The organism is Sporomusa aerivorans, from assembly GCF_041428895.1.
GTDB classification, from domain to species: domain Bacteria; phylum Bacillota; class Negativicutes; order Sporomusales; family Sporomusaceae; genus Sporomusa; species Sporomusa aerivorans.
This window is the reverse complement of record NZ_CP156926.1, coordinates 6325659-6347674: the sequence shown is the minus strand read 5'-3', so window position 1 is coordinate 6347674 and position 22016 is coordinate 6325659. Positions and strand designations below refer to the sequence as shown.

The 22016-nt window shown below is 43.6% G+C and carries 27 protein-coding genes; 20 read left to right on the top strand and 7 right to left on the bottom strand.

All coding sequences use genetic code 11. The annotated features are described in order from the left end of the window. Window positions 1-186 precede the first annotated feature (186 nt). Together SATMO3_RS30345 and SATMO3_RS30340 are read left to right on the top strand one after the other, a co-directional pair. Window positions 187-1926 carry a SulP family inorganic anion transporter gene (locus SATMO3_RS30345; protein WP_371375344.1) on the top strand — a complete coding sequence of 580 codons (1740 nt, stop codon included), beginning with the start codon at window positions 187-189 and terminating at the stop codon, window positions 1924-1926. Between the two features lie 110 nt (window positions 1927-2036). Further along, window positions 2037-2243, top strand: a complete 207-nt coding sequence (locus tag SATMO3_RS30340) for a hypothetical protein (RefSeq protein WP_371375342.1) — start codon at window positions 2037-2039, stop codon at window positions 2241-2243. Window positions 2244-2262: 19 nt separating this feature from the next. On the opposite strand, the gene SATMO3_RS30335 is transcribed toward SATMO3_RS30340, so the two are convergent. The 3 genes from SATMO3_RS30335 to SATMO3_RS30325 all read right to left on the bottom strand — a co-directional run bounded on the left by SATMO3_RS30335 (window position 2263) and on the right by SATMO3_RS30325 (window position 3153). After that, complete coding sequence (locus SATMO3_RS30335; RefSeq protein WP_371375339.1) at window positions 2263-2454, bottom strand: hypothetical protein; 192 nt, start codon at window positions 2452-2454, stop codon at window positions 2263-2265. Between the two features lie 152 nt (window positions 2455-2606). After that, a complete protein-coding gene (locus SATMO3_RS30330; RefSeq protein ID WP_371375337.1) occupies window positions 2607-2750 on the bottom strand; it encodes a hypothetical protein in 144 nt (47 codons plus the stop codon). Window positions 2751-3006: 256 nt separating this feature from the next. Then, window positions 3007-3153 (bottom strand): hypothetical protein, encoded by a 147-nt coding sequence (locus SATMO3_RS30325; protein WP_371375335.1) that lies wholly within the window; start codon window positions 3151-3153, stop codon window positions 3007-3009. A gap of 159 nt (window positions 3154-3312) precedes the next feature. On the opposite strand from SATMO3_RS30325, the gene SATMO3_RS30320 reads away from it, so the two are divergent. After that, the gene (locus SATMO3_RS30320; protein ID WP_371375333.1) at window positions 3313-3477 is read left to right on the top strand and encodes a hypothetical protein; all 165 of its coding nucleotides are present in this window, start codon (window positions 3313-3315) and stop codon (window positions 3475-3477) included. 172 nt (window positions 3478-3649) lie between these two features. Beyond that, a complete protein-coding gene (locus tag SATMO3_RS30315; protein ID WP_371375330.1) occupies window positions 3650-3880 on the top strand; it encodes a hypothetical protein in 231 nt (76 codons plus the stop codon). A gap of 129 nt (window positions 3881-4009) precedes the next feature. Here the strand turns inward: SATMO3_RS30315 and SATMO3_RS30310 are convergent, their stop codons facing one another. Further along, window positions 4010-4165: a hypothetical protein gene (locus SATMO3_RS30310; RefSeq protein ID WP_371375327.1), complete on the bottom strand. Its 156-nt coding sequence runs from the start codon at window positions 4163-4165 to the stop codon at window positions 4010-4012. A 425-nt stretch (window positions 4166-4590) separates the two neighbouring features. Between SATMO3_RS30310 and SATMO3_RS30305 the strand changes: the two genes are divergently transcribed. From SATMO3_RS30305 to SATMO3_RS30290, 4 genes are all read left to right on the top strand, one after another. Continuing rightward, a complete protein-coding gene (locus SATMO3_RS30305) occupies window positions 4591-6387 on the top strand; it encodes a heme NO-binding domain-containing protein (protein WP_371375324.1) in 1797 nt (598 codons plus the stop codon). 127 nt (window positions 6388-6514) lie between these two features. After that, entirely contained in the window at window positions 6515-8428 is a 1914-nt protein-coding gene (locus SATMO3_RS30300) for a sigma-54-dependent Fis family transcriptional regulator (RefSeq protein ID WP_371375322.1), read from the top strand. A 101-nt stretch (window positions 8429-8529) separates the two neighbouring features. Then, window positions 8530-9168, top strand: coding sequence for a tRNA (guanosine(46)-N7)-methyltransferase TrmB (gene trmB, locus SATMO3_RS30295; RefSeq protein ID WP_371375319.1), 639 nt, complete (start codon window positions 8530-8532; stop codon window positions 9166-9168). Window positions 9169-9241: 73 nt separating this feature from the next. Beyond that, entirely contained in the window at window positions 9242-10474 is a 1233-nt protein-coding gene (locus SATMO3_RS30290; protein WP_371375316.1) for a DUF2935 domain-containing protein, read from the top strand. A gap of 62 nt (window positions 10475-10536) precedes the next feature. Here SATMO3_RS30290 and SATMO3_RS30285 read toward each other — a convergent pair whose 3' ends face one another. Next, the gene (locus tag SATMO3_RS30285) at window positions 10537-11463 is read right to left on the bottom strand and encodes a YncE family protein (RefSeq protein WP_371375313.1); all 927 of its coding nucleotides are present in this window, start codon (window positions 11461-11463) and stop codon (window positions 10537-10539) included. Window positions 11464-11594: 131 nt separating this feature from the next. On the opposite strand from SATMO3_RS30285, the gene SATMO3_RS30280 reads away from it, so the two are divergent. The 9 genes from SATMO3_RS30280 to SATMO3_RS30240 all read left to right on the top strand — a co-directional run bounded on the left by SATMO3_RS30280 (window position 11595) and on the right by SATMO3_RS30240 (window position 17980). Then, entirely contained in the window at window positions 11595-12797 is a 1203-nt protein-coding gene (locus SATMO3_RS30280; RefSeq protein WP_371375310.1) for an FtsW/RodA/SpoVE family cell cycle protein, read from the top strand. Window positions 12798-12907: 110 nt separating this feature from the next. Beyond that, on the top strand, window positions 12908-13183 hold the full coding sequence (locus SATMO3_RS30275; protein ID WP_371375308.1) for a PspC domain-containing protein: 276 nt from the start codon (window positions 12908-12910) through the stop codon (window positions 13181-13183). Window positions 13184-13304: 121 nt separating this feature from the next. Continuing rightward, complete coding sequence (locus tag SATMO3_RS30270; protein WP_371375305.1) at window positions 13305-13685, top strand: spore coat associated protein CotJA; 381 nt, start codon at window positions 13305-13307, stop codon at window positions 13683-13685. 23 nt (window positions 13686-13708) lie between these two features. Continuing rightward, the gene (locus SATMO3_RS30265; protein ID WP_371375302.1) at window positions 13709-13966 is read left to right on the top strand and encodes a spore coat protein CotJB; all 258 of its coding nucleotides are present in this window, start codon (window positions 13709-13711) and stop codon (window positions 13964-13966) included. 23 nt (window positions 13967-13989) lie between these two features. Then, window positions 13990-14412 carry a manganese catalase family protein gene (locus tag SATMO3_RS30260; protein WP_371375300.1) on the top strand — a complete coding sequence of 141 codons (423 nt, stop codon included), beginning with the start codon at window positions 13990-13992 and terminating at the stop codon, window positions 14410-14412. 434 nt (window positions 14413-14846) lie between these two features. After that, the gene (locus tag SATMO3_RS30255; protein WP_371375297.1) at window positions 14847-16199 is read left to right on the top strand and encodes an ATP/GTP-binding protein; all 1353 of its coding nucleotides are present in this window, start codon (window positions 14847-14849) and stop codon (window positions 16197-16199) included. Between the two features lie 3 nt (window positions 16200-16202). Then, window positions 16203-16541, top strand: coding sequence for a hypothetical protein (locus tag SATMO3_RS30250; RefSeq protein WP_371375294.1), 339 nt, complete (start codon window positions 16203-16205; stop codon window positions 16539-16541). Window positions 16542-16788: 247 nt separating this feature from the next. Beyond that, window positions 16789-17070 (top strand): DUF3892 domain-containing protein, encoded by a 282-nt coding sequence (locus SATMO3_RS30245; RefSeq protein ID WP_371375291.1) that lies wholly within the window; start codon window positions 16789-16791, stop codon window positions 17068-17070. A 13-nt stretch (window positions 17071-17083) separates the two neighbouring features. Further along, window positions 17084-17980: a hypothetical protein gene (locus SATMO3_RS30240; RefSeq protein ID WP_371375289.1), complete on the top strand. Its 897-nt coding sequence runs from the start codon at window positions 17084-17086 to the stop codon at window positions 17978-17980. A gap of 134 nt (window positions 17981-18114) precedes the next feature. On the opposite strand, the gene SATMO3_RS30235 is transcribed toward SATMO3_RS30240, so the two are convergent. Both SATMO3_RS30235 and SATMO3_RS30230 read right to left on the bottom strand, forming a co-directional pair. Further along, window positions 18115-18825, bottom strand: a complete 711-nt coding sequence (locus tag SATMO3_RS30235) for a tyrosine-type recombinase/integrase (RefSeq protein ID WP_371375286.1) — start codon at window positions 18823-18825, stop codon at window positions 18115-18117. A 761-nt stretch (window positions 18826-19586) separates the two neighbouring features. Continuing rightward, a complete protein-coding gene (locus SATMO3_RS30230) occupies window positions 19587-20186 on the bottom strand; it encodes a helix-turn-helix domain-containing protein (protein WP_371375283.1) in 600 nt (199 codons plus the stop codon). Between the two features lie 147 nt (window positions 20187-20333). Between SATMO3_RS30230 and SATMO3_RS30225 the strand changes: the two genes are divergently transcribed. The 3 genes from SATMO3_RS30225 (at window position 20334) to SATMO3_RS30215 (ending at window position 21976) form a co-directional block, all read left to right on the top strand. Beyond that, on the top strand, window positions 20334-20525 hold the full coding sequence (locus SATMO3_RS30225; protein WP_371375280.1) for a helix-turn-helix transcriptional regulator: 192 nt from the start codon (window positions 20334-20336) through the stop codon (window positions 20523-20525). 95 nt (window positions 20526-20620) lie between these two features. Continuing rightward, window positions 20621-21367, top strand: a complete 747-nt coding sequence (locus tag SATMO3_RS30220) for a hypothetical protein (protein ID WP_371375277.1) — start codon at window positions 20621-20623, stop codon at window positions 21365-21367. Window positions 21368-21385: 18 nt separating this feature from the next. Then, window positions 21386-21976, top strand: coding sequence for a hypothetical protein (locus SATMO3_RS30215; RefSeq protein WP_371375275.1), 591 nt, complete (start codon window positions 21386-21388; stop codon window positions 21974-21976). Window positions 21977-22016: the final 40 nt, after the last annotated feature.

The window sequence follows — 22016 nt, the reverse complement described above, 5'->3', positions numbered from 1 at the left end:
TGCATATGTATTTATAAAGTAGAAATTTGTCTTTTTATAGCGAATTTGTATGTTCAGTGAAAATTTAGCGAGGTAATGCCGGTATTTGACTTTTAGAGTAAAGTACGGGGTACTCTATGGAATTTTACATACCCCTTATAAAGAATTATAATAAGTTTTATGTTACATGGCTGAAAGGGGATATCAATGAGACGCACTATTAAAGTAACACTTAAACGTTATTTTTCCAGCCATTTTCGGAAAGATATAATGTCAGGGATTACCGTGGGCGTAATCTCTTTACCGCTGGCGATGGCCTTTGCTATTGCCTCGGGCGTGAAACCGGAATATGGAATTTATACAACGGTAATTGCCGCTGTTCTTGCCGCAGTATTTGGCGGCAGCCGGTACCAGGTTACAGGACCGACCGGTGCCTTTATTCCCATTCTGCTATCCATTGTGTTGACTTATGGCTATGAAAACCTGTTGCTGGCCGGTTTAATGTCAGGTATTATACTGATGGTCATGGGATTGTTGCACATGGGAAACCTGATTAAGTTTATACCCCGACCGGTGACTATTGGTTTTACCGCGGGTATCGCCGTAAATATATTTACAGGCCAGATTGCCAATTTTCTCGGACTGACAGGACTTGAACGGCATGACAGTTTTATTGCCAGTATGCGGGACATTTTTGTTCATCTGGACACAGTGAATGCCTATAGCATTATAACCGCTTTGTTTTGTCTGGGGATGATTTTGCTTACTCCCCGGTTTTTGCCCAAGGTGCCGGGTTCCCTTATCGGTCTTTTGAGTTCCACGCTGCTTGCGGCCTTTGTTTATCCCGGGCAGATACAGACCATTGCTTCCGCTTTCGGGGGCATACCCAGCACGCTGCCGCATTTCACCCTGCCGGTGTTAACCTGGGACAGGCTGGAGCAACTGGCACGGCCGGCTTTTACCATTGCTATGCTGGGGGCGATTGAGTCGCTCTTGTCGGCCGTGGTCGCCGACGGCATGACCGGTACGCGTCACAATAGTAACCGGGAGCTTATCGGCCAGGGGATTGCCAACATAGTGGCGCCGCTGTTTGGCGGCATTCCGGCCACCGGGGCCATTGCCCGTACGGCTACCAATATCAAAAGTGGAGCGGCCACACATTATTCCGTAATTATTTCGGCATTATTCGTACTGGTTACTTTACTCCTGTTTGCCCCCTACGCCGGCAGTATTCCGCTGGCGAGTATGGCGCCGGTACTGATGATTGTAGCTTATAATATGAGTGAACATCATGCTTTTATTGCCATTTTAAGAACTCGCAGCAACAGCGCCGGTATATTGATCACCACTTTCTTCTTAACTGTGCTGGCCAATCTTGCGGTTGCTGTCGAGATCGGGCTGCTCTTGGCCATGGTGATTTTCGTGAAGCGCATGAGCGATATTCTGGTGGTAACCAAGGTATTGCCTGATCCTGAGAACCACCTGTCCCGGATTTCGGCGCAGGACCGGCTGAATAGCCATGACTGCCCGCAGATTAGTATTTTTAGCATAGAAGGGCCGCTTTTTTTTGGTGCGGCCCAGATGTTTTCCCAAAGCTTGCTGGAGACTATCCGGTATAATCCCAGGATTGTTATTTTGCGATTAAGCAAGGTGCCGTTTATGGATCTGACTGGGGAAGATCACCTGTGCACCATCATAAAAAGCCTGCAAAAAAGAGGAATTGCGGTACTGGTATCCGGCTTGAATGAACAGCCTGAAAAAATGCTGCATATCACAGGCTTGTATGACAAAATAGACAGGGAACACTTCTTTCCCCATACTGTCCACGCTATTACGTATGCACTGCAACATACCGACCCCGAATGCTGCCGGAAGTGCCGGAGCCGGATTTTCCAGGGATGCGGGGCGACGGCGACGGACCCGGCGGCAGAGGAGATTTCGGCCTAAAGGATTTCACCGTCCTTCCGCGAAGTTATATTCATTGCAGCAGACTGTACGATCAGTTACGAGGCTTTCTTGGACATAGTGACGAAAGGGGGAGACTGATTATTTGCGGAATGAACTGGTATAGGGAACAGCTGGAGAGGGCGGAAGATGACCTTAAAAGGCTGGAGGAATTGCTGCAGATGATGCATGACCGCTATAAACTGCCGCTGACCAATCCGGCAGAGATAGAAAACTTAAGTCCGGATATTATTGCCGTCTATCAGGAGCTTACTGCCAGAAAGAACGAGCTGCTGGCGGCAAAAACCCCGCAGGGTTAACTGCGGGGTTTTTGCTATCTTATTGTACAGTATCATCAGATTCTTCACTCATGGTTTCTGAATAGGAGGCTTCATTAGCGAAAAACTGGCTGTTGTCGCTGAACTTATCTGTTGCGTTTTCAAGTGTATCTTCGTCATCATAGGCATGGGCGGCAATAATTAGCTGCGCGTCAGATACACTGGAAAACATCCCGGAAATAAGTTTTGGCATGAAATCCCTCCTTATTATAGATTATATTTAGTTTCTCCAATTTTTTTGGTTTCATAGCAGCCGGTCTGCTGGCAATTTATTTATCAGCAAAGACAACCTGGCATAAAAAATAACAAAACGGCCGGATAGGCCGCTTTGTTATTAACAGGGGGTTATTGGGAAGATTTGGTACTAGTGAGAGTTTCTTGCTTCTTAAGAACATCGTTGGTAGCCTGTGCTTGTTGCACTGATGTTTTGTCAGCGGCGGACTGGCCTTGTTTGGCGCCTGAGCCGCCCGGTAAATCTTTAAATCCCATTCCACTCACCTCCGTCACTAGTATTCCCTCAATTTGGATAAATATACCACTATGCGGCTTTTTTTCCAAAGAGAAAGGGGTGGCATAGTTACCACCCCGGATCATTATTTGCAGTTCTTTGTATCTTTTTTGGCGCTGGGGCAAATTTCTTTGCCAAACTCTACATTCGCTTTACCGCTTTTGCAGTTTTTCTCGCAGCATTCCTGTTTCTTTGCCATTTTCTCACCTCCTCTTATTAGAGTCGGAGGCGAGTTTGTCAGTCGTCGGTTATCCCTTGAATCATGAATTTGGCGGCCTGGTAAACGACGGCGCCGACAGCTACCGCCTTGAGTACTGAAGCCACGTCAAAATCCATGTCCATGTCCATACCCAACACCGACTTACGTTTTTTTCTGTAAAACATATTTACCACCTCCTCATTCGATAGTGTAACCAAGCAATAAAAGTGAAACACGAAGTAAGAACTGGATGCAATCCCAGAAAAAACGGCACTTAATAATCTGTACGAAAATTACGATAAAATAAATAGATGGAAAATATTCACACCGGGGAGGCGATCGAGATGGTGAATAAAGTTATGCCTGTATATAAACTTGACTTTTCTAACCGGGATGATCGCGGTGCATCCGATGACAACAGGCGAAAGCCACAACGGAATATACCTTTCAAAGAGATATTAGCCAGGGAATTGGCCGGTACGGCCAAACTGCCTGTTAGCAGAAAGTAGAGCCAGGTGGCTCTGCTTTTTTATTTGAAAATATTTTTGCATCGCGATGGGTTTTGTCACCAGAATTTGTGAGTTGGCCGGGTGCTGGCTGAGCATAATATAAATAGCAAATAAAATCAGCTTTGGGTTGCGGCTTTACGAAGTTTTACTTTACGATAAAGGTGAGTTAGAGATGAATGTAAAAAGTGGCCTGGAGATTGTCAGGAGACATCAGGAATATGTAGAAAAAATCAAGGAGCTGGATACTGCCCTGCACCGGCTTGAGGAATTTGGCTATACCAAGACCGTGCTCAAAGAGGAATTGGCCAAATTAACTACCGATTTGCAGACGCTGGAAAGTACACGTTTTCAGGCGCTGGACCCGGTAATAATAACCAAATCGCAGCTTGGCGGGCGCTCGTAGTTAAGCGTGGCAGAAGGACTGACCTTGGGTCAGTCCTTCTGTTATCCTGATAGCTGTATCGCTTTCGCCTGAATAAGGGCGGCAGCGGATATTTTTTTGTCAACAGATTTGGTGTTACGTAATTTTTCCTTACAGGTCATCAGCACAGACGGTTTCGGTTCCCTCGACGCACTTGAATTCATTGCAGCTTTCGCCGCTGCTGACATAGTCGAAGAATTCATTGCCGCCTTTTAAATTTTTGCCATTCCAAAAACTATAGATCTGGCATTCCTCTTTGCTGGACAAACTATCACCTCCCGGTTGTATGGTGGTGTTAGTTTACCCCGACATATGCGGCAAAATCCTCAAAACCAAGACGGACAATAGTTTAGCCCAAACATTTACCGGGACGGTCATGGTTCTGGTATAAGCAATGATCCTGGCAATGAGAGGCAATACGGCTTCACCCGGTACTTTTTCCGTGACGATACGGGCGGCATGTGCCTGCCGGCCTGCATTACCGCCGGCGGAGGTGTTTCCCGGTATGACGCTCAGGTAATGTTCTCTAATTGATGATGACCGGCAGGCCGATGGAAAATATTCTTTGCTGTTTAAAAAACGCAAACAATGTAAAATAATGAAGGAAATTTTAACCAGAGAGAGAATAAAAGATAGTATTCTAAGAAGAATTAAGCAATGATTTCTTAGTTCTTTACTATGAGGTGGGAGTCATGAAAGGGACTGTTGTTGGGACTTGGGTCAATACGGCTCACAAAGTGTGGGGCGAAGCGTTAACTGAGGCAGCTATGCAGCATGTCGGCTGGGAAGCTGACAAGATGTTTTTGCCTACCGAAGAAGTCGACGATGCCAAGCCGAAAGCCTTTGTACGCTATTTAGCAGAACATACCGGAAAAAGTCAGGATGAAATCTGGTTAAACATCGGCAAAGACAATGTCAAAACCTTCGCTCAGGCCTATCCGGCTTTTTTCCGTCAGGAAAGCCTGTATTCTTTCCTTAGATCGATGTATGATGTTCATGTGGTTATGGTGAAACGGATACCGGGTGCTCAGCCGCCCGAATTATTGATTGAGCCTGTATCTGAATACGGCGCCATCTTAAGCTACCGGTCCAAACGCGGGATGTTTGGCTATATGAAAGGTCTTTTGGCAGGAGCTGCCGAATACTTTAAAGAAGATATTAAGACCGAGATTACTGAATCTTCGGCCGAGCATCTGAAGATGCTGATTACTTTTCCCAAACCGATTACGCAAACAACGGTATTTCGCATTAACCGACTTTTGTCTTTGGGTGTCATGAGAAGCATTCCGGCGAAAATTGGCGTGGCTGTTGCCGTGATATCACTGGTCGTTAATGGATTGCTGGCCGGGCTGGGTGTGAGCGTGCCTTTCTGGTCGGCGCTGTTGAGCGGCGCGGTGGCGGCCGGCGGCGCGGCACTGCTGCTTAGACCCTTTGCCGCCATCAAAAAAGAATTGGCAAGCATTCAAGAGCGGCGGTATTTCACTGAGACCACGCTTAAATCAAATGATGAGTTTGAAGATATCATGCAGATGCTGTCTCAGTACAAAAAGCGGGTTAAGAGCGAGTTTATCGGCTTTAAGGGCGTCACCGACGAGATGAATAAATATGGTGACGATTTTAACTCCTTAGCCGCCCGGATGAAGGATACCTCGGATGAGATATCCGGTGTGGTGCATGATGTGGCCACTGCCGCCACTAACCAGGCTATGGAGACCGAAACGGCCGTCGGTATCTTAAACGGCAATCTGGAGACATTGCGTACGGTAGTGACTGAACAGAGTCACAACAAAGAGCAGCTGGAAGCCGCTGTGGATGAAATTAATAAGGGGTTTGCCGAAGTGCAGGCATCCAGTTCTAAACTGGAGCACAGTCTGGACAAGTTTGCCGAGGTGAAGCAGTCGGCCGAGAACCTTCAGAATCAGGCCACAAAAATTAATGAAATTACCGGCATGGTGGCCGCTATCGCCGGCCAGACCAACCTGTTGGCCCTGAATGCCGCCATTGAAGCCGCCCGGGCCGGAGAACAGGGACGCGGTTTTGCCGTGGTAGCGGAAGAAGTCCGGAAACTGGCCGAACAGTCGCATCATCACTCGGACAGTATATCAAGTGATTTAAAAGTACTTATGGACATTATCGGTGATGTTGTCCAGATGATAGAAGACGAGTTTGACATACTGGCTGCCGAGAGCCGGCAGATGAATGCCGTAGTGACCGCCAACACGCGTCATGTCAGCAATATTCATCTGGTAGCCGAAAATATTGTGGATATGATTACCAAGCTGGAAAGGGAAATGACAGGACTTAACCAGGTGTATGGGAAAATTGAGTCGCTGGCTGCCATTTCTGAAGAGAACTCAGCAGCAAGCGAAGAGGTCAGTGCTTCGGTGCATGTTTACAATGAGAAGCTGCAGGACATGATGGGCAGAATCACTGAGTTTAAAACGGTGATTCAGCACTTCAGTGAGGATATTAACACGTATCGTACTTAAGTTGCACCAGAGGCGGGGGCGAACCCCCGCCTTCCGTCTGCTTAAGACACGCCCGGGCTTGTGGTTTTTGCATGAAACCCATGTATATTTGTGATATTAATTGAGAGAACACACTTGGAGGTATATAATGATTCGCGAGCGCCGTAACAAAGCTAAGCTGGAGACATATTATAATAAATTTGTCACAGAAGGTGTTGTCGACCCCAATGTTCATCCCTGGATAGCTGAATCCTGGCAGCGCAGCCAGGAGAGCGGAGTGGGCCAGGAAAGCTTCTGTCTTGCTGTCAAACTGTCCGGGGAAGAGCTTGTCAAGCGCCGTGAGCGCTACAGTCAGGCTATGGACTTTCTGGAAGGGTTATATGACGAAATTAAAGAGCACTTTACTACTTACAATTTAAGTATGCTGCTGTTGGATCAGGATTTATATGTCCTGAAAAATTATGCAATGCCGTTTTACCAGAAAACAGCGGGTGAGCTCGAAGGCGCCCGCATGCTCGAGGAGGATATCGGCACTTCCAGTGTCGGCATTGCTTACAGGCACAAAGTTCCGTTTCTGATGTTCGGACCTGAGATGTGGATCAAGGATTGCCAGAACGGCGATGCCTGCTCGGCGCCCATTCTGATTGACGATCAGGTCAAGTTCATTGTCACGGTGGTGTCGATTCAGCAGGAAGAGTTGCCGCATAGCGCCATGGTCGCCATGGTGTTAAGTATAAAATACGCCATGGAGCAGCACCTGCGCATGGTCGCCAGCCTTACCGCCAAAGATACTATTTTAGATGCTGTGCCGCTGGCTGTATATCATATTTTGCCGGGCGGCGAGGTCGCCTATGCCAATAAGCTGGGCCACAGCCGTTTATCCGGGATTGTGCCGCCGGGCAGTGAGGATAAGGAAGAGGGACCCAACTTAAGCGATGTGTTGTTAAATTACCGGCATACACCGCTGTATAAAGGTTTTATGGGGGTACCGTCCTATAACCGGGAGGTAACCTGGATAACACCGCGCAAAACGTATGAGGATATTACGACGGTAGTGCCGTTGGCAGGGGATGACGGTGATGTCGACAGTATTGTAGCCGTTTCTTTACCCATCGAAGACTTACGGACTCTGGTAGCTCATACTGCCGGCTACACAGCCCGTTACAGTCTGTCCAGCATGGTAGGCTCCTGCCATGTATTTACGACCATGCAGGACAAAGCAGGCCGTACGGCCAGACATGATTATCCCCTCCTGTTACAGGGTGAGCCGGGAACCGGTAAACAACGGCTGGCGCATGGCATTCATCAGGCCAGCTCGCGGGCTGCCGGTCCGCTCATCGCGGTCAAAGGCGGTGATATGCCGTCCGAGATACTGGAAGTGGAGCTTTTTGGCCGTGGCGGCAGTGAGGCCGAGGGACGCCCGGGTAAGTTGGAATTGGCCAGCGGCGGTACAATGTTCCTGGATGAGGTCGAAAAGCTGTCGGCCGTTTTGCAAGGCAAGCTGGCTGAGACCTTGGAGACCGGTTCCCTGTCGCGGGTAGGTGAAAATGTCAGCCGTCCGATTGATGTCCGGGTCATCGCCGCCAGTGACACCGATTTGAAACGGCTTGTCGAGAAAAGCGTATTTTCCGCCCGGTTGTATGACATCGTTTCACGGGCTGTTGTGCGTGTTCCGCCACTCAGGGCCCGGCGCGAGGATGTGCCCCATCTGGCCGCCCATATTATCGAAGAACTGGCTGCCCTGCATAACCTGCCGGTCAAGGAACTGGCTCCGGACGCCGCCGAATTAATTATGAGCTACGACTGGCCGGGTAATATTAAGCAGCTTCAGGGCGTTGTGGAACAGGCCTTCTTTCGGACCAATGGCGGGGTCATTACCCGCAATGAGATTAGCATGCCGGGAGAACAGGGCTTAAGTAGAGCCTGGAAAGAGGACAAAGACGCCTTTGTGGAGGCCTGGAAGGCAGCCGGCGGCAATATCAGCCGCCTGGCCAATATGCTGGATGTCAGCCGGGTAACGTTATACCGGTATCTGAAGAAATACGGGCTAGACAAGGATTAGCAGAAAACAGGATAGCCGCAGGCTGGTGTAAAGCATGGTGGTGCACCAGTGCGGCCGGATGCAGCTATCTTACTCATAGTATTGTTAGGAGGAACCCGATTTTGCGACTGAGAAAGAAGCCCTGGGTGGCAGAGGCCCTGACTGGCTTTTCCGATATTGTACTACAAAATGCCGGTGAGGAAATGCAAGGCAAGTGGGCCGGTTTATTTGCCCGGAATTGGCCGCTGCATGTGGAATTAGGCGCCGGCAGGGGCAAGTTTGTCTCCGGGATGGCAGAGCAGTACAGTCAGACTAATTTTGTCGGTCTTGAAGCCCAGCAGGATGTGCTTTATTACGCTGCCCGGAAAATCAGGGAGAGGGAGTTGGCCAATGTCCGTCTGCTGGTATTTAATGTATTTGAGATTGAGACTGTTTTTGCACCAGGGGAAATTGACAGGTTGTATATTAATTTCTGCGATCCCTGGCCGAAAAACCGCCATGCCAAACGGCGTCTTACTCATGCCGGGTTTTTAGCAAAATATCGGACTGTACTAAAACCAGGCGGTCAATTGTGGCTTAAAACAGACAACAGGCCGCTGTTTGAGTTTTCTTTGGAGCAGTTTGCCGAATTCGGCCTGACACTGGATAATATCAGTTATGATCTGCACAACAGCGGTTTTACCGATAATGTTATGACCGAGTATGAAACAAAGTTTAGTTCACTGGGGCAACCCATCTACCGTTGTGAGGCAACTTTTTAAAAAGGGTAGCAACACTGACGGGTTAGCGAGCATACAATACACTAAAATCCTTTTTTGTGGGGAGTGTGTTGCTATGCCGCGTCACTCGTCTGGTACAGGCAGAGTCCTGCCAGTGCCGCCGCTTGACCTGGAGGAGGTCAAGTTCTGGCTGCATATCATGGAAGACCATGCCCTGTTTATTAAAACCGGCTTACCATACGATAAAACAGATCTGATTGAAGAGGCGGCCTCGTTTGAACGCGAGTTTGCTGATTTGCGTGTGCGGGCCGACCGGCTGCAAGGTGACAAGAAATTTTCTGAGCTGATTACAGATACTATTGGCTCGCTCAAGGAATTTATCAGATTTAAGAAGCTGCTGTTAGAAATGTCGTTGGTAAATACCCTGGGGAGCGCGCTGCCGCCGCTGTTTTTCGATCATATCATCCGGGAAGCCGAGTATTTTATGGCAATCCTGGAGAAAATGCGGGAGGGGAAGCGGTTTACGGTCATTCAGGCGCTGGAGGTAGATTTTTGGCTTAGAATTATGGCTGAACATACCAAGTTTATCGACAACCGGATTGATCCGTCTGAACGCAGTTTGCTGGGTGTAGTCAGGGGCTATGAAGACGAATTTGATGATTTGACAATGCAGGGACGGGACTATGTGAGCTTTTTCGAGCATCAGTCACAGGATTTACCTGCCTATAGCCGTTTTCTTCAGGATAGTCGTACAGCCACTGCACGGCTTAGGGACTTTGAGCAGGCTGCCTATGATATGATTGTCAAGAACAGGATGCTTAGTACGATCTCGGCAACCATGGCCGATCACTTTCGGCGGGAAGCCGACCATTTTCTGCTGGTATTAACTATGATGGAAAAAGGCGTAATCAAGGTGGAACGGGAAGAGTCTTCTTTTAAGCATAAGAAGCCTAAATTTGGCGTAAATGTTGCTGCGGCTCCCATTGAAAGCCCTGTGGTGATTGCTGCCGACAAAGGCAGTGAAGCTGTTTCCAAGCCGGTTGTTGAAGAAACCATTGATGATATTGCGCTTGACTGTACGCCGGGTAGCGACCGGGAAAACATAATGCAGCCAGAACCCAAGGCTGAGAGTGCTGGAGCTGAAACTGGAGCTGGAGCCGGCGATGCCGAAATTGTGGAAAATAGTTCCAAGCCGGAAGCGACTGAGGTCGCGGTTAAGGCAAAGATCGTAGCTTCGGAAAAACTGGCGAAACCTTCTAAACCGCCGGCGGAAGCTAAAGATAATAAGCAGGCAAAATATAAATGGGGTGGCCATTGGCCACGCCAACTGGGAAAAATTAAATTATAAATGACTGAAAAATAGCCCCTCCCGCCTTAGGCGGGAGGGGTTTATCTATTAATAGCGAATTATTACGGCAACAGGGCAATGCTGGATAATATCTGCCGTCTGGTGTTAGTGACAGCCAGCGGGGGGCCGCCTGCTAAATCGATAAGGCTCAAATCGGCAAACAAGTTGCTGGTGCCAATGGCTAATTGGCTTTCGGGGATCAGATATAAACGGGACAAGGAGCGGCCGATAGCCAGACGGTCGATGATTTTGGCCGTTTCGAGATCGATAGTAAAAATAGAAGCACCGTCCTCATTGACTATATAGGCAGTTTTGTTATCAGCGGCTACGGCTGCATGACAGGGATAGGCTGCCAGGCCGCTGGGGCAGCTCGGGCATTGTATGGTTACGACGGCCGGTGACGAGGTTTTGCGGTTCAGGTTAAATAGAGCAACCCCCTCGCCGGTAAAAGCAGTGTTGGTAAAGGGTACAATCAGCCGGCTGCCGGCCGAAATGATGTTAGTGGGGATACCGGCGAAATCATATTGCCATGAAATTGTGCCATCCGTGCCTATTTCCATGACAGTTCCGCCGGCGCTATGTTCCCAGGCGGTATAGATTTTTGCGTCGTGTGTTGCCAGGCCGACGCAGCTGGCTTTGGCCAGCGGGGTTCCTAAGAGCTTGGTCGACATGGTAGTTAGGTCCAGGTGGTGCAGGCTGCCGCTCGGTTCAGCAAGATAGGCGCTAGCCGGGTCGGCTTCCGCTAAGACGAACTGTGCAGGATAAGGAATGTCGAGCGGCAAACTATAAAGTGACATACTTGTCAGGTTGACAGCCAATAGGCTGTTCTTGCCGTTAGTTCCGGCACAGGGTAAGTACGCTTTGGTATAATCAGGAGTAACGGCCAGTTCGGTAGGCGTCAGCGTGGCCGCGAAACTAAGTTCGGATAATATTTCGCCACTAGGCCCGTCGGCAATAATTACGGCATGGGTAGCAGCGTCCACAGCCAATAATTTGTAAGGCTTTACCCCATGCGATCACCTCTTTTTACCTGAAGTTTTGTATTGGATGTAAGTTCCCCCTATATAGTATTGGGGCAACTGCCGTTTTGTTAACGTGTTTTCGGAGGGAGCGAAAGGATATGAAAGACAAGCAGGCCAGGGGCTTCCCCAAGCTTTGGGTAAGTCCGGCTGAGGCAGTATTCTTTATTGCCGGTATTTTATTTATTATTGGTTGCATTAATGTATTTAGCGCCAGTTTTGTACTGGGGGGCCAGCTGTTTCATGACGGTTACTTTTTTCTCACCCGTCATTTAGGGTCTTTTGCCATTGGGTTTGTAATTATGATTACCGCCGCCCTGATTGATTACCGTAAAATTCGGCGGGGCTGGCTGCTTTTCGGGATAATCGCAGTGATTGGACTCTTGCTGGCGGTACATTTTGCGGGAGTTGACGCCAACGGGGCCAAGCGCTGGCTGAAGATTGGCGTTAAATTTCAACCTTCCGAGTTTGCCAAACTTGCGGCAATTGTCCTTACGGCAGCGTATTTGGGAGCCCAGCTCGACAGGGGCCGGACGGTAACGCTGTATTCCTGGCCGCTTGCCGTTACACTGCTTATGGGTGTATTGGTGCTCAAACAGCCGGATATGGGGACCGCCGCTGTGATTGTCGGCCTGTCTTTAGTGCTATATATCGTGGCAGGTATACCGAAACAGGAATTATACTACCTCGGGCTTGCTGGTGCAGGTATGACGGTCTATTTAGTATATGCGGCTGCTTATCGGGCGGAACGCATTTGGGCCTGGCTGGACCCCTGGGCATATCAGCAGACTTCCGGTTATCAAACAGTGCAGTCGCTGCTGGCTATAGGCTCTGGCGGTTTCTTCGGATCGGGCCTTGGAATGGGAGCCAGTAAATTTCATTATCTGCCGGAAGCGCATACGGATTTTGCCTATGCCGTATTATGCCAGGAAATGGGCTTCCTGGGAGCATTGCTGGTACTGACACTCTTAGGCGCCTTGGCCTGGTACGGAGTACAAATTGCCAGCCGGGCGGCAGACGGCTATGGTTTTCTGCTGGCTGCAGGCGTAACGACACTGGTGGTTGGGCAGGCTGTCGGCAATATCGCCATGGTGTCCGGTGTATTTCCGGTGACCGGTGTACCTTTGCCGTTTATTAGCTTTGGCGGTACCTCGCTCATTGCCAATTGCGCAGCCATCGGGCTTTTAATAAGTGTCGGGCGAAGGACAACCGCCAAAGTGTTTCAACCCGGGGGCGGACGCCCGCAGGTAAATCGATCCCGGCTTAAACTGGTTAAAAAAGAGGCACGTCCGACAGGTGCATAAGTAAAAGGTTTAAAGGCTCTCTCTTGTGGCAATAATTACAAATGAAATTACTTTATTTGTGATTATGAGGAGATTGGCATACGTCAATTTCCTGAAAGGGGAGCTTTGCTGTGATTTGGCTAATCCGGGCAGGCGCATATCTTTTTAGTGGATTAACAATTTGGCAGCTTTTCCAGGGAGCAGGAATGCCGGATGTGGGAGTGCTTAATAAGCACCTGGCGCTTGATCAAGCACATGGTATGGTGTTTGGCGTATGTGCCGGCTTTAGTGCTTATACAGGACTGGACGTGACATTGATCCGCTTGGCCTGGGCCCTGTCAGTGCTGTATCGCGGGGCAGGGTTGGCATTATACATTCTTGCTTTCGTAATTATGCCTGTATCTTAATAGCTATTTATATACAGACAATTCGGCAGGGGAGCGCCTGCCGAATTTTTTTGTGCCGTTGAGTGACATTTCCTGATTGATTCACATAAAATACAATAAGTCAATGAGAGGAGGCTTCTTTATGAGGAAAAAGACCAGACATCAGATGTATGTTAAACCTAAAACAAAAGTTATGAAGATGCATGATGATATGATGGCTGACATGTGTGATATGGACGATATGTGCGATATGGACGATATGGATGACTGCGATATGGAGGACATGGATGACTGCGATATGGAGGAAATGGATGAGTGCGGGATGGAATCCGGTCACCATCATATGTATGACAAGAAAAAGGGTAATATGAAGATTATCTGCGGCGAGGTGCCGAAGTGTACAATTTTAGCCCACGCGTATGTTCCCTGGCAGTGCTACGAGCAAGCATTCACTCCTCCGGAGGCACTCATGAAAGGTACATTGTTCCCTGAACTGTGGGGCGTCTATAGAATTCCGAAGTAGAGTATGATTGGAGGTGCAAATATATGAAGTTGGAAAAACAAATGGCGTTACTTAGAAAGATACAGGAGATGGAGTTTGTAGCCATTGAACTCAATTTATATCTGGACACCCATCCCTGCGACCGGGATGCAATCAACGATTACAATTGTGCTGCAGAAATGCTCAGGAAATTGAAGGACCAATATGAGTGCGAATTTGGACCGTTGCTAAACTTTGGCTTTGGCGGTGTATCCCGGGAACCTTGGCAGTGGATACAAGGACCATGGCCGTGGGAAATTTAATTTTGTAAGAAGGAGCAGTGGATATGTGGATCTATGAGAAGAAACTGGAGCATCCTGTTCGCGTCACCTGTCCGGACGTAAAATTCGCCAAAATGGTAATAACGCAATATGGCGGCCCTGACGGTGAGTTGTCTGCGTCCTTAAGATACTTAAATCAGCGGTATAGTATGCCGACTGATAAAATAAAAGCGCTGTTAACAGATATTGGCACGGAAGAATTAGCACATATGGAAATGATCGCTGCCCTGGTACACAAGCTTACACAGGGTGCCTCGTGTGAGGATTTCAAGGCCGCCGGCTGGGAGGGGCAGTTCATACAACATGATTGTTCCTTGTTTTATGCCGACGTAAATGGTGTACCCTGGTCGGCTAAATATATTGCTGCCCTAGGTGATCCGATTACTGACCTTACCGAAGACATGGCGGCAGATGGTGCGATTGCGTAAAGGCAACTAGCTACAAAAAGCCTTATTCCTTGCGTGTTTGCGGTTTTTGATTTTGTAAGACTGAGCATCTATGCTGCATATTCGTAAGGACAACCTTACCACGATGAAGACAAGCCTCCCCTACTCTAATATCACAATGCTATTGGATAGAAATAGTGTTAAGATAGTTGTAAAGAATATTTTGCAATTATCAAGATAATCCAGAAAAAAACACCAAGAACGTGCGCATAGGAAACGTATTTGGTGTTTTTTTCTGTCTCTATATAACTTTTAGATATTTCTTATACTACTCCTGATCTATGGAATAATGGATAAGTTTTGGCGTTTAAATGTGAAAAAATCACCCATATTCTCGGTTTTATAAAAATTATACATAATAAAAGCTTGACTAAAACGATTTTTTCACTTAGAATATAAACAATGGAGGTTTTAATATGCTAATTAATTTTAAAGTATCAAATTTTATGTCTATTGACCAACTACAAGAATTATGTATGATAAGTGGTAAAGTAAGAGGTAAACGTGAGCATTTACATATTAGTAGAGATATAAGTTTATTACGTCTTAGTACAATATATGGTGCAAATGGGTCGGGTAAATCTAATCTTATTAGTGCATTAGAATTTGCTCAAGAAACAATTATTCAGTCAATTCCTAAAGGATATATTAACAAGTATAACAGGACAAATAAGAGTAATATAAATAATTCTAGCCATTTTGAATTTCATATAAAGATAGATAAAAAATATTATTCGTATGGTTTTGAAATTATTTTGAATAAAAGTAGTATTGTATCAGAATGGCTTTATGAGCTTTCTACCGATAACCATAAGATTGAAATATTTTATAGAAATCTAAAAGATAAGAAATTCTCTTTAGGCAAGTATTTTATAAATCAAGATATATTAAATAGGTTAAAAATTTATTTTGATGATGTGAGATACCAAGATTCAGTTTTGTTTTTATCTGAAATGAATAGGAACAAATCAGATTTATATAAGAAAAAGAGTGACTTGTCGGTTTTTAGAAATGTATTTAAATGGTTCGATAGTTGCTTAGATATAAATTATCCAGATAAAGTATTCTCGAACTATTCATATTTTATGAAAAAAGCATATTCGGAAGAAATTTGTGCGACTATAAAAGCTTTTGACACTGGAATAACAAATTTTAAAATTATTGACGCTAAGAGAGAAGAATTAAACAATACAGTACCAGAAAATATATTGAACAAAATTTGGGAAAAGTTAGAAAAGGAAATTATTAAATCAAAAAAACAAAACTTAGATGTTGATGCTATTGGAGTTATTCTAAGAAGCAACAAGGATTTTTATATTTTTGAAGTTAATAAAGAATATGATATTGAAATAAAAACAATAGAGTTTGAGCATGGAAATTGCGGTACCTTTAAGTTATCAGAGGAGTCGGATGGTACTAGGCGGATACTAGAATTAATAGAAATATTATTTTCAGAAAACAATAATAAGATTTATGTGATAGATGAAATAGATAGAAGCTTACATCCCTCATTAACAAAGCAATTTATTAAATCATATCTTAATTCATTAGGAAATAGGAAGACACAGTTAATTGTGACAACACATGAATCAAGACTATTGGATCTTGATTTATTGAGAAGAGATGAAGTTTGGTTTATGAATAAAAATGCAAATGGCAATTCAGAACTCTATTCATTAGAGCAGTTTAATGAAAGATTTGATAAAAAAATAGATAAAGCTTATTTAGAAGGAAGATATAGTGCTATTCCAAATTTTAGGGAGGAGTAGCCTATGATTGATAGTGATTTATTTAGTAGGCGTAATATGGGTCAACTTAAAATAAAAGCAAAATTAGTGGTTTTTTATGATTTGAAAGAAGATAAAGATTTACTAAATGAAATCCGTAATAAATACAACACTTGTATGTGCCAATATTGTGTTATTCCAATACATATTGAAGGAAACCTTATAAACGAAACTAGCATAAAAAAATATATAAGAAACCATATAACAGGCTATAAAAAAGACTTAGATATAGTATGCATTATCAAAACCAATATACTTCAATTAAGCGAATACAATATATTTAAATCAATTGATAGTTTTCAAATGTGGCTTCAAAACCTTTAGTTTAATTAATCCCCCAAAAAGAAAAAGATTCAATAGATGGCCGTCTATTGAATCTTTCCAAAAACAGTTTCACATTAAGTGGATATTTTTCCTTATTAATTCTACTTTAGATAGTGAATATTGTCAATGTTTTTGGTAGCAATTTAAATGCACATAAGGAGTGAAATTTTGCTGCATCTGTTTTCTTTATTAAGGGTTTATACATAGACAATAAACATATGCATATTTAAAGGAGGATATACTACTAATGAGAGCAACAAAAATTAAAATGAAACCTGGATGTGGAACTTCTAACAATTTATTGGAAATTGATAGTATTTATTTAACAGGAACTGATAATGATGGATTTTACAAAAAAGCTGTCGTGCATGACTACTTAACAAAAAATCCTGGAGGAATTCAAGTAAATATTTCTCCATTTCCGAACTTAATGCCTATGACAAGCCCATCACCCAACTATGAAAAATATGTAAAATCTACACCAAATAGTACAACAGGTGATAATCTGTTAAGCTTGCCTAGGGAATAAGGTTGGTGATTGGATGATAATTAGCGGTAAACGAATACAAAATGTTGATAAATATCTTTCTGAGTTTCAAGAAGGCGAGAATTTTTATGTGGGTCTCCCAGATGCAAGAATATATTATGATGAATTAACAAAATATAGTGTGCTAGATGACCTATCAGGAACACTCAGTTTTCTACCTCGACCACTTAAGCGGATTACAGATTTTAATGCAAACGGAAGATGGTTTCCTGAAAAGTCACTTCCAATGGAAGATAGAACTTTTGAGAGTGAATATCATATTGTAGATTGGCATGGTACTGACCATTATGGAACCCGTTACTATACTCGTAAATGTTATCAACGAAGATTTATTACGCCCCCAGAGATTGAATTGACCTATTCTAACGGCTTATTAATTTCACCACTATTGGTCTATTCACAAGACAATAAAAATTTAATAAAGCATATTATTAATATGTATCTTGAAATGTTTGGAAATTGTGAGATTCTAGCGGAAAATTGTACACCTAGAACAAGGATAAGACGAGAAAGGTTATCATGGACGGTACTTCCCACAGGTGAGTACCCTTGGGAAACAGCAAGATCACATCTTGACAACATTATAAATTTCATCCCCAATAAACATAAAATTATTATTACTAAAAGACATGAGGCTATTACACAAAACTTACCGAATTTCATGGCAATAGGAGACCAAGGATTCTGGGGATATGTAATTTATGGTTTTACTACAAAAGGACTATTTGTGTTTGAATCAAATCAGCCTAATAATGCCACTTATGTTTTTAGGGGAAATTGGCGAGAAGCATCTCAGTTGACTAAGGCTGAAATATTGTGTGGACAACTTCATGAGGCAAGGATTATCCATAATGAGAATTGGAATTTAAACATTAACCAAATATGTTCATAGTGTAAAGGTGTAATTGTTTTGTAACGAAATAGTGTTACAAAGCAATTACACTTTTTTATTGTATTAGTAGGTGTTTATACAATTTTAGCATGTAGTATAACGACAAAGTACAACCGCATGATAAGGTACATGCATTATAAGTAACTATTTAATACGGTTAGCCTATTATGCCCTAATAATTGCGTAATCTCCTTTTTAACATCCTTAATACTTCTGCCTTTCGCAACCTCTCTAGCATAAAAATCCTTGGAGAATTCCTTGCGCATACTGTGAAATCCGCAGTATTTATAGCCATCAGTAAGTGACCCCCTAATCCTTTCAAATGCAGTCTGGTAACTGCCAGCTTTATTGATAAATAGCCTATCATACCTGCCCCTGATTTTTTTAAAATGCTCATAAGCCTTTACCACAGTCACTATCTGTTTTTCCGTCAATTGCACATCCTGTATTTTCCTATGCCGGCCACCCTTAGAGCCATAAATATACACCGTAACTAACCTACCATGCTTATCAAACCAAAAATCATTCATTCTAAGATTGGTTATTTCTGATACTCTAAGCCCCAAGTTCCTAGCAATATCAAACGCTAAGCCAGTTTCATACTTTCTTTCATAAGCCTTAGCAATTATCTCGTCATGTATTTCTCTTGGCATTTGTAGCTTGCTTTTAGTGGTTGACAATTTAAGCTTTTTGATTTCTTCAAACCAATTGAATTTCCCCTGATTTTTTTCGTTATAGGCATCCTGTAATTTCTGTATGGCGGATTTGTACGCATTGGCTGTTTGCTTGCTATATCCATTGCTTTTAATAAATCCAGTGAAGTATTCTGGCTTTATCTCATTCAAACACCTTACTCCATGGTATTCCTTGCAATAGCCAACAAACGTACAGCATTTTTGCAAAATGCTTGTATAACTATTTCTACTGTAAATTAAGTTATCTCCTTGTTTGTTTTTCATATTACTATGCTTGGACACCCCAAACCCTTTATTAAAAAGAGGAGACAACACTTCTTTAGTTTGGTAGACAAGCGATGGTCTCTTCAAAATAGCTACATTCCTTTGGTTCTGAGTTTTTCTGTCACTTCACCGAGCAGTTAATGCCGACACCTGACAGTACGGCATTAACTGCTCTATACTATGCCAAATTAGTTTAAGCATCCGACGGCATTTTTTATCGACTCACCGTTGTCGTAACACTTCGCAGAGCAAGCTCTGCATTTACCAAAGCATTAATTTTGCTAATTGTAAATGCGGCACACATTTACAGACCGCGATATCAACTCGTTGGCTGATATACTACTGTCTTACGAGTTCTTAATTTTAAACCCGAGATACAACATCATGATTGTTTCTTAATTGTTTAACCTAAAATCTACGTCTTTACTTTAAGCTTTATTTACTTTGCTTTTTGACGATTACCCCCATTTCACTTAATTTTTGGCACTCTGACTTCCAGTGAGTAAAATATTACTGCATTTAAACTGTAAAAATATTTAAATATAAAGATAGTATATGTTTTAAGTTGATTAAGTTTTCGTAATCAAGACTTAAATATTATTTAAATGCTCCTGTTGTGATCAATCCACAACAGGAGCATTCTTTGTTTAATATTTTCTTTTTATTGCTTTAACCTTGCCAACTATATGTATATTTTCATTCCCAATCAAAGGAGAATAAGACGGATTAGCCGATTGGAATACAACTCCATTATCCATCCTATATACCCGCCTTATAGTACCGTTTTTACCGCCAATGGTTATTACTGCCAAACTTCGGTCTTCAACATCTGCATGTTCAAATACTAGAACTAAATCGTTAGGCCGTATACCTTCGTTTATCATGCTTTCGTCAGTTACTAAAAGCCAATAATGCACACCATCTTCGTTAATTTCCTCTTGCTCTACCCATTCAAGGCCCAAGGCATCTTCATAGATGAGCTTATCACGTACACCTCTTACAAATCTAAAGATTTGAAGCCTCTTTCCAAAACCTGCCCTTTTGTGTCTTCCTAGAAGCTCGTCCACACTTACATTATAGAATTCGGCAAGCGTGGCTATGGTATTTAAGTCTGGCTCTCTAGTTCCTTGCTCATAATTATTCAATCTAGCCCTAGATATACCTAGTAAGTCAGCCGCTTGCTGCTGTGTATATCCGTGTTCATTCCTAAGCTTAGAAAGTGACATAGCAAAAGTAGGCTTATTCATAACTCACCACCCTGCCTATAATTATAAGAAACAATATGTTTCCAAACAATTATTGACACAAAACGTTTCTTTTATAATTGACATATACAAATAATCCCATTAAAATAGAATTAATAGAAACAAAATGTACCTAAAAGAGGTGCATCCATGAAAAATCAAATCCTATTAACCCTTCGTGGTCAAAAGTCACGTGCATCAGTAGCTAAAGATTTACGGATTACTCCGCAAGGCTTAGGGCTTATTGAACGAGGCGAACGCATTCCTAGACCAATTCTTATGAAACGAATCGCAGACTATTACGGAAAAACAGTAGATGAAATATTCTTTGATGACAAATAACAATTACTGACAACCCCTATTTCTTGCTAGAGATACGAATACATGGAGGTGATACTGCTGCTTATGCCCATTTCGTAAAATAGGAGAGGTGCAACATGTTAAAAAAGGTCGTCATTCAAACACTCGTTTTAATCGTATTTGTGTGCAATATTTCTTTTAGCTTTGCAACAGGAGAAGAGCCACCCTTACCCGACAACTCTATTTTTCGTCAGACAATACAATTGACTAACCAAGAATTCAGCGGCGGTACTGCATGGGCTATGGGTTTAGAGGGCAAAGACACCACTATTATTGTCACAGCCCTGCATATTTTCGGGCCAGCATGCGGCCTTAGTTCTCAAATTCCATCTGAAAACCTTCAATCCAGCATAAAATCTGTAAATTTAATTGATGTATTTACTGGCAAACCTTATGGCAAAGTCACTCAAGTCTTAAATATTCCCGACGCCAAACCAAATCCATTAGTCAGCAAAGATATTGCGGCCTACATTGCAGATAAAAGGCTGAAAGTCACCAAGCTATACGTATCTGACCAATTGCCTGTGACTGGCGAAACTGTTTGGCTTGCCGCATCTGTCATTGCGGGCGCTCCCCAATGGGTAAAACTTCATAAAGCTACTGTTTTAAGTGCGGCAGATTCAGTTATAGCCATTCAGTATGACAATCCGAATCTAAACCTAATCGGAACAAGCGGTGCACCTATACTAAACAAAGATGGTAAAGTGGTTGGAGTCAATATAGGCCTGCGGCTGCGCAATGGTGTTCCAATGGGTTTAATCAACCCCTCCACAAGCTTTAAACCGATGATAGCAGACGCTCTTATCAGTTATAAACCATATTAATTAAGGAAGTGTATGACAGTGAAAAAATTTATGCTGGTTTTACTCAGCGTTACCATCATGATGCTAGCGGCTGGATGCGACTCCACCGGTTCAACAGATTATTCTTATGAAGATTACAAGAACCAGAACAAGCCTCCAAATTTTCCGGATCATAGCATGCCATCAAATGATGTAAATGTATATCCGCCCAAAATAGAAGCACCAACAAGACTACCGTCAAAACCAATAGACCCTCCGATATCTAGAGAACCAATTAAAACCTACCCCCTTCCAAATAGGGATATTCCTATTCCTAAAGACCCACCTAAGATAAATATTCCAAATGCGCCTACCTACAATAAACCCATTTATATTCCAAAATTAAGTTCAGCTGAAATTGACAATGTAAAACTTAATAAAATTGCTTATCTTAAAGCATACTCACGCTATGTAGCCAGTGAATACGGAATGCCAGATAATATTTCAACTTTAAGTTATGCACAAAAAGCCTCTTTACAAGCTGCATTAGTTAATCTAAAATCTGAGGTTAGCACATGGCAGGAATTCGATAAGAAGGAAATACGCATAATACATTCCATTTGTGACAAGTATTTATCACAAATGGAATAAGAAACAGAATGCTACCGCTTCCGCGCTATGCTTGGAACAC

Bases quoted from the DNA above. Each gene is read 5' to 3' on its own strand.
- SATMO3_RS30345 (WP_371375344.1), top strand. From the start codon at position 187: ATGAGACGCACTATTAAAGTAACACTTAAACGTTATTTTTCCAGCCAT.
- SATMO3_RS30340 (WP_371375342.1), top strand. From the start codon at position 2,037: ATGAACTGGTATAGGGAACAGCTGGAGAGGGCGGAAGATGACCTTAAA.
- SATMO3_RS30335 (WP_371375339.1), bottom strand. From the start codon at position 2,454: ATGCCAAAACTTATTTCCGGGATGTTTTCCAGTGTATCTGACGCGCAG.
- SATMO3_RS30330 (WP_371375337.1), bottom strand. From the start codon at position 2,750: ATGGGATTTAAAGATTTACCGGGCGGCTCAGGCGCCAAACAAGGCCAG.
- SATMO3_RS30325 (WP_371375335.1), bottom strand. From the start codon at position 3,153: ATGTTTTACAGAAAAAAACGTAAGTCGGTGTTGGGTATGGACATGGAC.
- SATMO3_RS30320 (WP_371375333.1), top strand. From the start codon at position 3,313: ATGGTGAATAAAGTTATGCCTGTATATAAACTTGACTTTTCTAACCGG.
- SATMO3_RS30315 (WP_371375330.1), top strand. From the start codon at position 3,650: ATGAATGTAAAAAGTGGCCTGGAGATTGTCAGGAGACATCAGGAATAT.
- SATMO3_RS30305 (WP_371375324.1), top strand. From the start codon at position 4,591: ATGAAAGGGACTGTTGTTGGGACTTGGGTCAATACGGCTCACAAAGTG.
- SATMO3_RS30300 (WP_371375322.1), top strand. From the start codon at position 6,515: ATGATTCGCGAGCGCCGTAACAAAGCTAAGCTGGAGACATATTATAAT.
- SATMO3_RS30290 (WP_371375316.1), top strand. From the start codon at position 9,242: ATGCCGCGTCACTCGTCTGGTACAGGCAGAGTCCTGCCAGTGCCGCCG.
- SATMO3_RS30280 (WP_371375310.1), top strand. From the start codon at position 11,595: ATGAAAGACAAGCAGGCCAGGGGCTTCCCCAAGCTTTGGGTAAGTCCG.
- SATMO3_RS30270 (WP_371375305.1), top strand. From the start codon at position 13,305: ATGAGGAAAAAGACCAGACATCAGATGTATGTTAAACCTAAAACAAAA.
- SATMO3_RS30265 (WP_371375302.1), top strand. From the start codon at position 13,709: ATGAAGTTGGAAAAACAAATGGCGTTACTTAGAAAGATACAGGAGATG.
- SATMO3_RS30260 (WP_371375300.1), top strand. From the start codon at position 13,990: ATGTGGATCTATGAGAAGAAACTGGAGCATCCTGTTCGCGTCACCTGT.
- SATMO3_RS30255 (WP_371375297.1), top strand. From the start codon at position 14,847: ATGCTAATTAATTTTAAAGTATCAAATTTTATGTCTATTGACCAACTA.
- SATMO3_RS30250 (WP_371375294.1), top strand. From the start codon at position 16,203: ATGATTGATAGTGATTTATTTAGTAGGCGTAATATGGGTCAACTTAAA.
- SATMO3_RS30245 (WP_371375291.1), top strand. From the start codon at position 16,789: ATGAGAGCAACAAAAATTAAAATGAAACCTGGATGTGGAACTTCTAAC.
- SATMO3_RS30240 (WP_371375289.1), top strand. From the start codon at position 17,084: ATGATAATTAGCGGTAAACGAATACAAAATGTTGATAAATATCTTTCT.
- SATMO3_RS30230 (WP_371375283.1), bottom strand. From the start codon at position 20,186: ATGAATAAGCCTACTTTTGCTATGTCACTTTCTAAGCTTAGGAATGAA.
- SATMO3_RS30225 (WP_371375280.1), top strand. From the start codon at position 20,334: ATGAAAAATCAAATCCTATTAACCCTTCGTGGTCAAAAGTCACGTGCA.
- SATMO3_RS30220 (WP_371375277.1), top strand. From the start codon at position 20,621: ATGTTAAAAAAGGTCGTCATTCAAACACTCGTTTTAATCGTATTTGTG.